Raw genomic sequence first — 13,375 nt, 5'->3', positions numbered from 1 at the left:
TTAATTATAAAATGTATTCTTCGAATTTGATTGAATATTTCTCACCAAAGTTGGTAAACATATCTTCTATAGTCGCCTTCAGCATAACCAAACTGCTGTAAGTATTTGGAAAGAATATTTCTTAATCATGAGGAGGAATACTATACCTAATTTTTTAGAGTCATTCTATTATAACTTACTATAGTTGTATGAGCCGCAATATATCTGCATTTGCTGCATCAGTTATATTGATCGTATTATTTCTTTTTTGTATAATCGGTTGTGATTCACCGAAGACTAGTTGGCAGGACTTAAATGGTAACTTTTTTTATAATGGCCATGACTATGCACTACGACTAAAGTTTTTATTTTCTGATACTTCAACAAGTTTGGAAACCTCTACCATTAGCGACCCTAAGATTGAAATTATAAATGACTCAGTGATTTGGAAATTAGGACCAGTAAATAATCCTAACGCCTTGTACTTATCTATTGATGCAGGAAAAAACTGGAAATATATCAATAAATTATCATCACCCATTATAAAATTTTGGAGTTCTTCGGACGGTGAAAAGCTAATTTTTCTTTCATACGATACCTTATTTTATTCCTTGGATAGAGGAATTAGTATAAAAAAAATACCGAAGAAAAAATTCTTATCATCCCGAAACTCGTATTTTGATAGAAACACAAATAATTTATTCCTTAGTGGAGAAGATTATTTAAATGACAGTCCATATTATGAATCGGGAAATTATAGATTTTCATTTTCGGACGAGAGTTTAAAACCGAGCAGTTTAAATGAGTTTGCAGAAAGCATCGCATTTTTTAAAGATACATTAAAAATAATAACCCGTAAAGGGGAAATATATAAAACATCAGATTGGGGCGAACACTGGGAACAAGATTCACTAACGATTAGAAAATTTAAATTATCAAATGAAGAGATAAGAAATCTTGTTACCTATGGAAGAAATATTAATTTAAAACTTGTTTATACGAACTCAACAAAGACTAACTATAGCTATCTAAATTCTTCTGATTTCGGAAATACTTGGGTTCGTAATACTCTTCCAGCAGATCCATTGAATCTTCCAGTAAGCTACTTATTATTTTATCCCTATGACTCAGTTGTAACTATACCTACAACAAAACCCACGAAACTTTTTGCAAAGATATCTGAATTAAGGTTTAGCGCATTTACTGATTCAACCTTAGTTTCTTTGGATGATAGCGATAATAATCACTTATTCTTTAGAAGGTTCTTTTGGACAAGCAGGAAAGAGCCTAGTGTTACACAATTTTTCCATGCAGAGGTTGTACCAGCGGACCATTATAGCAAAGCCAGGAAATACAAACTATTGGAAACAAAAGATTCAATCAAGGTCACAATAAAAATTCAAAAGGGTCCTGCCTTCAATGGGGATATACAGTTGAGTTTAACAGGAGGGCCGACTTTTAACTATGCAATGAATAGAGTGCTGCTATCTAAGGAGCCATATTTATCTAATTCAGATTCTACTGAATATGCTATCTCATTCAGTAAAGACATTATTGGTGCAGTAGCCGGTGCTACAAAGTATAAACTAGAACTCGATTATCGTGATAGCGGCAAAGAAAACCATTATGACCTTGGTGTCTTTCTTTACAACCCCAAATCGTTTTGGGAGCAGAAAGAATTTATTACTACAATCATCTTTCTCTTGCTAGTAGTCATTTTCTTTTTAACGCAGCTTTCAAAGAAATCGGCTCCTTTATTCAGTAAATGGTTCCCAATTTCATTGTGGGGGATAAGCACTGGATTTACCACAATAAACGATTTTTTAGCAACTTCACTTAAAAATTACATTGATACTGGGCTTCTATTGTTTTATTTGCTTTTGACTATCCCAGCTTTTTTTGTATTTGGAATAATTAAACCTTCATTCTTTAGATCTATTGCAAGTGTTGCTCCGTTTCATTTCCTTGCATTTTTTGTGTCTGTTTGGCCTACTTTTCGAAAGAGATACTATAATGAATATCTAAAAAATCTTTCTGGAAGAATAGGGATACAAAAACAGATTATATTGAGAAGTTACAATATTAGGCCAGTAATAGAAAAGTACACACCTATTCCTGCAGTATTCTTTACAAACAATTTCACTGAACAAGTAGTCGCAAAACCTGTTGATGAATTGATCAGTTATTTTGATCCTGAAAAAGAAATATCTTGCCGCCATATAGTGATTATTGGTCCGGGAGGACAAGGAAAATCGGCTTTATTGAGAGAGTTTGTAGGACAATATTTAAATCTTTTTGATAAACATCCATCTTTACCTTTGCCAATTTATGTTAATGGAAGTGGCAAGGATATTAATGACATAAGTGAACTGATAAAAAATGAATTAGGGCGTTTTTTAATATCAGAGGATTTATTTGTAAAAGAGATGATAGCAGGGCAGTATTTTTTAATGGTAGATGGATTGAGTGAAGCCAATTTAAAACCAGCTCTTCTTGGCAATTTTGTTGCTTTTAGCAATGAAGCAGGAGTAAATACATCTTTAATTTTTTCCATAAGACCAAACGAGAGGATTGAAAAGGAAATGAATCAATCCCAGTGCAAAATTGAAGTGAACCCAAAAAAGCTGGATAACAAAACTGTTGAAGTATTTGAACAGGCCTATTTGGGTGAAGGAAATTCATTATCAGAGAGTTTACGTAAGATTTGTCGTTCGGAAAAAGGAGAGTATTTACCTATCCTGATAAGGCTTGCTATTATAGCTCATAATGAGCAGATTGAAGACATCTCCCAATTATATGAAAAAACAGTACAAATTCTTTTGAAAAATAAGATCCAAAATGATTATGAAAAAACAATGGAGAAGATTTCATCTCTTTGCTTAGAAACCTATGGAAAAACAGGTAATAGAGAAATTATTAAAACAGCTGATAATACAGAGCTGTTAGAAACATTAACGACTTGTGGCCTTCTATTGCCAACTAACACCAATAATCGCTTTGGCAATGAACCACGGACATTCAAATTCTTTCATGATAGTATTCAAACCTTTTTTGTGGTAAGAGCATTTTTTACGCCTGAAATCATAAACGATCAGAAGAAATTGATATCATTATTTAAGGATTTTGCATCAAAGCCTATTTATTCTAAGGATAAGTCGGATATTATTTTTAAAAATGGTAGTGAAATTTTTCAAATGGGCGTATTTGTTTTTAACAGTTATGGGATAAATCTGACACAAGTTTTTCTTGAAGATTTAAATCAACTTGCTGATACATATAAATTGCGTTTTAGTGCTCAAAACATTATTGACTCTACTTCGGTAAAGCTTACTGAGTTTATAAATTCTGAAAATTCAGCTTTTGCAATTTTACAAATAGCTATTGAAATGGTAAGCAAAGATTTGTACTTGCTAAGTGAGTTGTATCACAATCTCCTGCAAATCATTCCTGCAGATTCCAATGTACATTCAGCATAAAAATTTCTTAACTAATCAACTATGAATATTTGATTTTGTTATTTTGTTGGAATGAAATCGATTTTGTATATGATTGTAAATACCCTCAAAGAAGCGCACAACAAAGCGTTTATAAAATAGTGGAGTATCTACTAGATTGAACTGCAAAGCATTAATCAACGGCAAAACTGTTGTAATCTGAGAGAGTCAAGACAGCAAATGCTTCTTTTTCCATTGGATAAAAGTATAATTTCTGGCTAAAATATCTTTTTTCTTCTGAGTATACAGATGCCGAATCTGCTTATGAGTAGGTTTTTGCTGCTGTACTTCAATGTATTTCTCGCAAGGCGTTTTGCCTTGTAGCGAAGAATGGGATATTTGCTTATTGTAAAACTCTTCCCATTTGGTGGGTTCACCTGTTAGATTTAAGGTTTTATTTCAGTTGAATATTTCTTCTGTAAGTTCGTAACTGCGAAAGCTGAAGCGAATAACCAAATCAAGATTAAGCCGTAACGTTGCCAAAGAAATGCTTCCTACCAATTTTTCTGTGCTGGAAGGAAGCTTGTATTTTTTTGTATTGCAAATTTTTAGTTTTGTAGGAATATCATCAATTTCATTTACTAAATCCGTTAATGTGCCCTCCTTTTTCTGTTTAATTCGCATCAGTAATTTATTGCTGTCGTTTGGTAAACCAGTAATAATTCCCAACACAATCATGACAGCACAATAAGTTTCTATTGGTTCTCCCATTATTTCCAGGTTGGTATGCACACGGATTATCCGGTAAATATTTGTAAAACGCTTTATCGTTCTAGGAGAGTCACCGATCAATTCGGAGATCGATTTCATAAAGTCAATCTCTTCCTGTGAAATTTTCAGTAGCAAAATAGTTTTTTTATCCATATGGCCTGTGTCAGTGGTTGGTTCAACTTTCGGACTAAAATTTGATGGGGGAAGTGTTGACTTGGTAGGCATATTAGTTCCAACTGTTTCTTGTCCTTTGATTTGAGATCCACTGCCAACTTCTATATTGGGACTTGACTGATGTCCATTTTTTTCCTGCTGTTTATCTGCAGATGTGGGTACTGCAAATTGCGCTGCAATCAAATCTTCCCTACCGGATTGGTTGATAGGCTTTAGCAAAAATGGTATTTGAAAGATTTTTTCCAAGTAGTCGAAAGGTGTAGCCTGACGGCTGAAGTAATCAGGTAGTGTGGGTATTTTACCTTTTGCTTCCTCTTCGCCACTTAAAAATCCTGTATAGGATTGCTGCAAGGCATTATACACCCACCGTGGGTCAACACCCACTACCACCACAAATAGGTCGAAAGCCAGCAGCAGGTGGATAGCCTCTAATACCCGTACAACTGTTTCTTTGTTACACCGGTCTAGGTCATCGATGTAAAGCATAATACGGTTCACTTCCAGCACTTTTGCTTTTTCTTTAATTTTTTCTAAGTTACTGTCTTTCTCTTCCGATTGCGTTTCTTTTTTGATTCCAGCTTGAACATCAAGCAATGCACCCAATTCTTCAAAATCTTTCCGAATCCAAGAAATAATGCCAAGGCTGTTGATGTATCTCTGATCGGTTACCCGGCTTTCAATAAAGCTAGAAAGTTTTTTGCCCGTTGCAATTTCATCAATATCATTTTGCAATTCTTGGATCTTCTTTTCACGGTCTGCAATGTCAATTTGAACTTTTACAAGCAGTTCCTTCTTAACGGCTATTTCTTCGCTCTCAATCACATCAACAGTTTGTTTTAGAGAAACCAATCTCCTGTGAACCATATCAATTTTGTTTTTCAGGGGCAGGATGAAAATGGTAATGTGCGACGTGATGGCCAGCAAAGTACCAGTGATCAAAGTAGATTTTGTAATCACTTCTTCTACATTTGTTGTCCTGAGGAATTGGATTAAGAAGGGAGTAGCAAACAAAATAACTGCCGTGGTAAGGGCAATCCATAATTTGCCATGCTTGAAACTCCAAATAATTTTAATACAGTCATAAAATCGTTTAGTTGTAGAGCCAATACTGATTATATTTTCATTGATTTGCTGAATATTCTTAACCAAGGAATGTGGCAAGTTTTGTTTAATTAGGTTGATATCTTTTTCCGCTTCTGTGTCATTAAACACTGCGCTCACTATGGCATTGTTACTAATATCAGCCAGTGTTCCAGCATTTTGCCGGATGTCGTTACTTATCTCATCTGCTTTTCCTTGCAGCATATTAATTTCACCTTTTAAGGTCGCTTGCCGACTAATTGTCTCCTGGCGAAGTTCTTTGGCTGAATTAAGCTTTTTGTACAAATCTTCCAAAGACTGCTCTTTCTCAGCACCTTTTTTTTTCAGTTCCTCAAATATTTTGGTAATCAAGCTTGCCCAAAGGTTAGCATCCGAGTAATACCAACTATTAAACCATACATGCACTACTTCTTTGCAATAAGTGCCAATGTTGTCGGAGCCAGCAAGGCGGTCAACTTCTTCCCGCAGAAGCTTCATAAAAAAGCTTTTTCCGCTTCCCCAGGTCCCAAACAGGCCAATGGCCAGTGGTGGCTTTATTTTGGCATAGGTGATCACAGAGGCCAGGGCATTTACATCAACGGATACGTTCAATTGGTCAACGAGTTTTCCGTTCACGCTGTCGGTAGAAAAATCAGTCTGTGAGAATTCCTGGTAAATGCGCTTAGCTTCTGCATTGGGTGTCAAGTTGCGTATCTTGTTGTAGGTTTCAGCAGAAAGTAAAAAAAGCTTGTTAGCACCTTCCTGCACCCATGTCTGCAGAGAAGGTACTTCACCGGCAAATGCAGAAAGTGGAATTTTATATCCTAGCACTTCTGTCATCTCTAGGCTAATCACTTCACCAGATTGCTGAGTGCTATGAAGCTCTCCAGTCGCCAGCAAAATGCACACGATTGCTTTCTCTTCACGGTAGGCATAGCCTAAGAGATGATCACCTGTTCTTATTTTTTGAAAGTTCTCATAACTAGGTCTTTTGTCACCCTGTAATGTATGGGTGGAGAAATTGGCTTTTAGCCCCGATTTTAAATTTTTCCAGTTCTTTATAATACCTCGATTAGTTTAGACCACTTTTCTTGTTTTCTTAGTTGAATTAAGCTGCCATTTTATAAAGATTAATGGGCTTGTTTCGGTCAATTCCCTGGTGTGGCCTTTGATTGTATTTCTCCATCCAGCCACTGATGCCCTGGTAGAGGGAGATGCCATCAGTGGCCGGGTTCAGGTAAATATGCTGGTATTTAATGGTCCGCCAAAACCTTTCTATAAATATATTATCCAGTGCCCTGCCTTTGCCATCCATACTGATACGGATAGATTCACTTTTTAAATATTCTACATACTCTTTACAGGTAAACTGGCTACCCTGGTCGCTGTTGACAATCCCGGGCTTACCATGCTCAGCTACCGCTGCTTTCAACACCTGCAAGCTAGCCTCAGCATCCAATGTATTAGACAAGCCCCAGCCCACAATATAGCGGCTATACACATCTATCACAGCCGTCAAATACATAAACCCTTTAGCCATCGCAACATAGGTAATATCTATAGCCCATACCTGGTTTGCCCGCTCTACTTTTAAGTTCCTGAGCAAATAAGGATAGATATACTTTTTGTCCCCTAACTGCGTCAGTTGCTTTCGGGGGTAGATAGGCCGGATGTTAGCCAGCCGCATCAATCTTCTTATCCGCTCGTAACCTGCTTTATAACCCTTTTCCTCCAGCATCGACTGCATTGTCAGCACTCCGGCCGTTGGTTCTTCTAATATATGGGCATCCATGAGCTGCATCATTCCTAAATTATCTGCATTCTCTTGTTTAGGCTCATAATAGAAAGAGGCCCGGCTGATAGAAAGTAAACGGCATTGCTGGCGAAGGCTAAGCTTTGCTTGAGGACTAACCAGTGATTTACGCTCCATTACAGTCCGGTCTTCTTCAAGCTTTTTTTTAAAAAGTCGCGTTCCATCTCCAGTTGCCCAATCTTAGCATAAAGCGCATCTAAGTTTACCTGCTCTTCTTTTTCTTTCCCTTCTGTGGAAGAGAATACCAGCTCCGAATTAGTTAAAAATTCCTGCTTCCACAGCGATATCTGGTTGGCGTGTACCTCAAAGCGGGCCGACAAAGCCGCTAATGTTTCCCGCTCTTTAAGCGCTTCCAATGCCACTTTCGCCTTGAAAGCAGCTGTAAATTTTCTCCTCGTTTTTTTCATCTTTTCCACGTTTAATTTGTATTGCTTTTCACTTTAACGCGTGGTCTGATTTTACCGAGGTATTATACTTTTCATTTATTTTTAATAACCAGTAGTTTGTTTGTGAGATTTCTGTTTTTTCTTCTTTTTTGTTGGTTGAAAAATACTGAAGCGTTTCATAAGTTGACTGATCAACTTCGCCAGTTACAAAAAGATGATTATCTTTTTGAAATGCAGTAACTGCATTGACAGTGGAATTTCCATAGATACCATCTGCCATTATTTTAGAGGGCCCGATTTGTGTGAGCAGATTTTGAACTTCTTTTACCCTTTCTCCAGTTGAACCTACGTTTAACGGGATATCATCACCCGTTTTCCTTTTCAGGGAAAGAAAATCCCGGATGGAAGTTTCTATTTGTTCCGCTGTATCGAGAAAATTTTCCTCATTGATTATGATGTATTGAGTTTTCTCAAGGATATAAGGGATGGAAACTTCTCTCTGAAGAAGCGGGATAAAGAATTTACCGTTTTGCTCATAAGCTTTAGCGATCCCCAGTTCGCTTACTACATGTACGGATTGGATGCTATTTCTAGTAAGAAACACAAGTGTACCATCTGCCTTTCTTTGCGCTTCCATCAGCACTTCCGCTGTTTCTTTTTCCGAACTTATCAGGGTGTCATCTATTAAAACTTCATGATTGTGTTTTCTCAATTCAGTTGTATATTTATACACCAGTTCCTTGTCCAACTGGCTGTGGAAAATAAATATTGTTGCCATGTTTCTAACTTAAATCTTTATTAATCAGTTTTCTTAGGAAGTTAGCACGTCTATACATCTGTCGGCTCAGCAATTTAAGTCAATTGACTTGTCCTTCAGTTTGCCCATTGCTCCACTCAATAGTCAAGGCAGCTCGTAGAGCAGCATAATCCTGCTCAAGTCTCACCATAAATTGTTGTAAAAGAGGAATTGGTGAAGCTTTACCTTGACTGATCTAATTATCCAATCCTTCAACAGCACGTTGGCTTATCATAGTCACAAACTGTTATGATATACTATACAATTGATTAACCATGGCATCTTGACAAATAATATCTTACAATCTGCCCTTGCTCTTTATTTAAGAAGGTACTTGGCTGCATCATAAATATGGAGAGTTGTTTAATGGAAGGCAAATCTATACCGATGCTCATGATTTTATTGTTTGAATAAATAGTTAGCATTTTTGAAAATCAGAAAAACCTGCGTTTTTAAAAGAACAAGGGTATTTTTATTTTTTGAATATCGCTTTTCAGAAACGATATTCAAAAATGATATAGAAAAGCAGCTTAATTTTAATTGTTCATTGATTGAGCTTTTTGAAAATGCTAAAGTCTAGATAAGAAACTTTTTTAAAACTAGTGTAGTCTATTGAGTAACACCGGCATCATGGCTAAATAGACCATTGATTGGCTATTGCGTCTACTCTTTTCATTGTCTTTATTCAATCGTCTGGCATTGAGAATCCAGGTGAATGTACGCTCAATTTCCCACCTTATGTCTAAAACTTTGAAGCCTTTCTGACTATCACTTCTGAGCACTACTTGCCAAGACCACTTCTATAACTTTTGGACATAGTCAAGCAAATTTTCACCTCGATAGCCACCATCGACCCACTTCCATTGCCTGGAAGAACAGCTAAAGCTATTGCTTTACGTAAGAACAATAGCATCATCAATATTTCAGATGAATATCAGATTGAGGGCTTCTATATCCGCTGTATCAAAAAATAAGCTTTATTTATGGAAATAGGCTTTGTATTCACTTCACTTTTCCTTAAAATAATTTTTGAATAAAGCTTTGCTCTGTCTTCAATCAAATATATTTGCTTTTAGTACCCTTATTATTTTAAGCTTGTTTAGCCTGTAATTCTAAACACTCCAATAACTGATTACACTTATAATATTGAAGTAGGTGAATACTCCGAAAATTATGAAATCGGAGCTGTTGGGACTGTATCTAGTAAATCAATATTAGCTACTACTTGTCCATGATCAGTTACATAAATAGGCTTTCTATCCATAGAAGTTCTAAGGTCAATAACATGATCATTATATAAACGAACATCTATTATCCTACCAATTTTGTTAGAATTTAACTCTGCAAAATGATTGCTAACAAATATATTGTCAAGGCTTTCATAGTGTCCATTGTGGATATATGTGTAGTGAAAATTTTCAATACTCTTACGAGCTTGAACATCTTTACAATTTTGAAAAACATGCTTCCATCTTTTTACCTTTTCTTCAGGTGGAAGATTTCGGAATGGTTCTTCACCAATAATTGCTTGATTGGTTACAGCTGTATCATTATCATTCAAGTCACCTAAAATAAAAATAGGCTTAGCTTCTTCCTTATTAATTTCATCAGATAAAATTTGTCTTACACCACATGATTCAATTGCCCTTCTAATTAAGGAGCGAACACTGCCTTTAGCAGTTTCAGGATAGGTTGCTGTGTCACGATCCAATCCATCAGGAAATATGGGTCTTTTCGATTTTAAATGAAGAACAACAACTAAAGCAGTAATTTTATCATTAAGTTGGATTTCGGCCTTTAATACCCCTCTTGAAAATTTCTTTATTAATATATCTATAGATTTACTTTCCAAAACACTAGTCATTGCCGCTTCATCAAAAAAATCAAAAACAAATGGGATATCTTCAATCACACTTGTATTAATTATAGGAAATTTACTTAGAATAGCATTTACAGGACTCTTACCATTCGGCTTAGCAACGAAAAGATCCCAATTCTCCATTGGAGTACCCACTAAACAATCTCTAAGTGGTTGTTCTTCAAATATTTCTTGAAAGCCTATAACATCAGCATTCATTTTTAAAAGTTGGTTTCTAATCCAGCCTACTTTTTGTTGATACTGTTGTACATTATATCGCGGTCTCGGTTCATCATATATGATCTTGTCAGTACCAATAAGATTTTCTACATTAAATGTTGCTATTGAGATTTTCATGCTATTTAGATTCAAAGCTTATTGTTGTATCATTATTTCCCATAATTACCTTTCTTGCCAGCTTTATAAATAAACCATGACTTACAATACCTTCAATTTCATTTAATTTGCTTGACAAGTAGATTGGATCTGAAATTAGTCCAAAGTCCACATCAATGATATAATTTCCTTCATCTGTGATGAACTCAGTATCTCCAAGCATCCTAATTTTTCCTTCACCATTTAAAAACTGTACCTTTTTTAATACATAATTAGAGGCAAATGGAATAACTTCGATAGGTAATTTAAACTTACCTAAAGTATCAACCTTTTTTGTCGAATCAACAATAATTATCAACTCTTTAGTTAAAGATGCGACTATTTTCTCTCTCAATAATGCTCCCCCACCACCTTTTATTAGGTTAAGTTTAGAATCAAATTCATCAGCTCCATCAATTGATACATCAATACTATCAATAGTATTGATGTCAATTAAAGGAATATTGAGCAATATCGCCATTTCTTTTGTCCTATTAGATGTTGGAATCGCTTTAATTTTTAAGCCATTCTTCACAAGTTCTCCAATCCCTTTAATAGCATAAGCTGCAGTTGAGCCTGTTCCTAAGCCAACTATCTGATTATTATTAATAAATTTAATAGCTTCCTTTGCTGCGAGTTCTTTTTCTTTTTCAATCGAATTAATCATATTTAAATAATTTAGAAAGAATAATCAAAAGAGACAATGCTAGACGCCGCCTCAACGGCCTATATCTAAAACAGTAATGCACGGAAGATGCACTAATAAAAGCACCAACTATATCCAACTCTTTTAGAACACAGCCCAATTTAGCAGATCTATAGTCATCAAATTTCTGTTTTCATCTCTACCATTTAGTGTAGGCAAAACGCTTTTAAAATGCCCTTCGCAATTATTCTAAATGCCTTAATTTATCAAGTTAAAAAATGATGAATTAGTGTCCCATCTATGTGCTTTAAGGCAGTTATATTCTAATCAAATCCTGTATATTCTTAACAAGTTTTTTGAAGATACCCTACTACACTAGTCATATGCCATTTACAAGGTAGAAATCAACCAAACAAAGCTTAACTTTCACCTATAAAAGGAGATACCAAACTAATATTACTACTGAACGGTATTACAAAATATTACAATTTGATTCTAAATTCTCATTTCAATTTACCACACATTACTTTTATCATTAGAAATGCTGTTCTATATTATTTAATTCGCGGTTGGTAGACTAAATGTATAGGACTCGCTAAAGAACATCTTAAAACATCGATAATCCATTCTTGCTTAAATATTTAAGGATCTCTAAAAATAACTATAAGCAAAAATTTTTGTACCCAGACTACCGTCAACATGATAAAAATTTCATATAGAGTAAAGACCTTCTATGCTCACAGCAACTATATTTCATTTCCAAATTACACTAATGATTTTATAGTTAACTATAACAGTAAGCGGATTGAATTATTTTTAAGATTCTTTCACTACTTTATTAGGTTCTCCTTAATAACCAGGGAAGGCAGGGAGAACCTCTTCTATTATCAACCACACTTAATAGTTCTTTAAGGTGAATATAGAAGCATATATACCAGAAAAACCTTAACTATTATGACAATGCTGCTTTTTCCATTGGACCTAATCCTAACTTCTTGAGTCGTACCATTACTTGTTTCTCGCTTGGAACCCTTTCAAGCAAAAATTCAACAATTTGATCAATATCAGCTGTATACAACACATTTGTATGATACTGGTGCTCGCGCTCTTCGCCCCCTAGCTTAAATAGACCTTCTAGTAATGGTTGAATTGGTAGAGTCTTTGTCCAAAAAGAATCTGCATCAAAGAAAACCATTGGACTGAATATACCATTGTCGCCGGCATAATAATTTTGTGCAGCATCCTGAAATACTTCTTGAAGTGTTCCAGCTCGACCTGGAGCAAAGATTATTCCTTGAGTTGCTAACATCAGGAGGACATCTTCTCTAATGCTATTCTGGAAATACTTTGCAGCATGAGTAGCAAGTGGTGTTACAGGCTCATGGCCGTAATGCCATGTTGGCACAGCAAGGCTTTCTCCACGTTGTTGAAGTTGCTGCATTAGTTCATGTGCTGGTTTTGACCATTCATGCAAACTTTTGACAATATTATAATCTATTTCACCCATAGGGCTCACAACCCGTTCAGCACCGGCGGGCAATGAAGGTCGAGTTGCTAGCAGGTCAATCGCTTTGTTCACAGTTTCCTCATTTTGTCCTTTAAGAAGCGCTCCAAGATGTGTAGCTTCCATTGCGCCTGGTCCTCCCCCACTAGCTAGTAGATAATCTTTCTCACTGAGTCGCTTTGCCAGTGCAACTACACTACGGTAATTTTTTGAACTACGCTCCTCTCTATGACCACCCATTATTGCTACTTTGCGCTTATAACTTGTTAGATATTCAAACATGGCCTGCAAAATAGAATTATCATGTAATGCCTCCATCATTCCGACATACGGGTCGGCCGGGGTTGCTCTTCCATTCATATAGAAGTATCTATAAGTTTGAAAGTCAGTCATTTCAACTAAGCTTTCAGGACGATTTGGATCAAATCCATTTGACAATTCAGCAGAGGTATATAATTCACCTCTTATAGGCTGAAACGGTAGTTTCTTGTTAGACATTGTTCTTTGAATCTTTTAGGTACTGTTTATAATCAAGAAGCCATTGATGCATGTGATAGCG

Annotated in this window: 10 protein-coding genes; 2 read left to right on the top strand and 8 right to left on the bottom strand. The window is 35.7% G+C overall.

Annotation, left to right across the window (positions count from 1 at the left end; translation table 11 throughout):
* Positions 1–188 precede the first annotated feature (188 nt).
* Positions 189–3,455, top strand: coding sequence for a hypothetical protein (locus tag GXP67_RS01030; RefSeq protein ID WP_162441443.1), 3,267 nt, complete (start codon positions 189–191; stop codon positions 3,453–3,455).
* Positions 3,456–3,872: 417 nt separating this feature from the next.
* On the opposite strand, the gene GXP67_RS01025 is transcribed toward GXP67_RS01030, so the two are convergent.
* From GXP67_RS01025 to GXP67_RS38145, 5 genes are all read right to left on the bottom strand, one after another.
* On the bottom strand, positions 3,873–6,338 hold the full coding sequence (locus GXP67_RS01025) for a P-loop NTPase fold protein (RefSeq protein ID WP_162441442.1): 2,466 nt from the start codon (positions 6,336–6,338) through the stop codon (positions 3,873–3,875).
* A gap of 208 nt (positions 6,339–6,546) precedes the next feature.
* Entirely contained in the window at positions 6,547–7,368 is an 822-nt protein-coding gene (locus GXP67_RS01020) for an IS3 family transposase (protein ID WP_162441441.1), read from the bottom strand.
* A complete protein-coding gene (locus tag GXP67_RS01015; protein WP_162441440.1) occupies positions 7,368–7,658 on the bottom strand; it encodes a transposase in 291 nt (96 codons plus the stop codon). The genes GXP67_RS01020 and GXP67_RS01015 overlap by 1 nt, the downstream gene beginning before the upstream one ends.
* Before the next feature lie 28 nt (positions 7,659–7,686).
* Positions 7,687–8,415 (bottom strand): peptidoglycan-binding protein, encoded by a 729-nt coding sequence (locus GXP67_RS01010; RefSeq protein ID WP_162441439.1) that lies wholly within the window; start codon positions 8,413–8,415, stop codon positions 7,687–7,689.
* A gap of 617 nt (positions 8,416–9,032) precedes the next feature.
* The gene (locus GXP67_RS38145) at positions 9,033–9,215 is read right to left on the bottom strand and encodes a transposase (RefSeq protein ID WP_162441438.1); all 183 of its coding nucleotides are present in this window, start codon (positions 9,213–9,215) and stop codon (positions 9,033–9,035) included.
* A 27-nt stretch (positions 9,216–9,242) separates the two neighbouring features.
* On the opposite strand from GXP67_RS38145, the gene GXP67_RS01000 reads away from it, so the two are divergent.
* A complete protein-coding gene (locus GXP67_RS01000) occupies positions 9,243–9,407 on the top strand; it encodes a hypothetical protein (protein ID WP_162441437.1) in 165 nt (54 codons plus the stop codon).
* A gap of 197 nt (positions 9,408–9,604) precedes the next feature.
* Here GXP67_RS01000 and GXP67_RS00995 read toward each other — a convergent pair whose 3' ends face one another.
* The 3 genes from GXP67_RS00995 to GXP67_RS00985 form a co-directional block, all read right to left on the bottom strand.
* Positions 9,605–10,648 (bottom strand): endonuclease/exonuclease/phosphatase family protein, encoded by a 1,044-nt coding sequence (locus GXP67_RS00995; protein ID WP_162441436.1) that lies wholly within the window; start codon positions 10,646–10,648, stop codon positions 9,605–9,607.
* Position 10,649: 1 nt separating this feature from the next.
* A complete protein-coding gene (gene rpiA / locus GXP67_RS00990; protein ID WP_162441435.1) occupies positions 10,650–11,333 on the bottom strand; it encodes a ribose-5-phosphate isomerase RpiA in 684 nt (227 codons plus the stop codon).
* A gap of 931 nt (positions 11,334–12,264) precedes the next feature.
* Positions 12,265–13,314 (bottom strand): LOG family protein, encoded by a 1,050-nt coding sequence (locus GXP67_RS00985; RefSeq protein WP_162441434.1) that lies wholly within the window; start codon positions 13,312–13,314, stop codon positions 12,265–12,267.
* Positions 13,315–13,375: the final 61 nt, after the last annotated feature.

This window comes from Rhodocytophaga rosea, assembly GCF_010119975.1.
Classification (GTDB): domain Bacteria; phylum Bacteroidota; class Bacteroidia; order Cytophagales; family 172606-1; genus Rhodocytophaga; species Rhodocytophaga rosea.
This window is presented reverse-complemented; position numbering and strand designations above follow the sequence as displayed.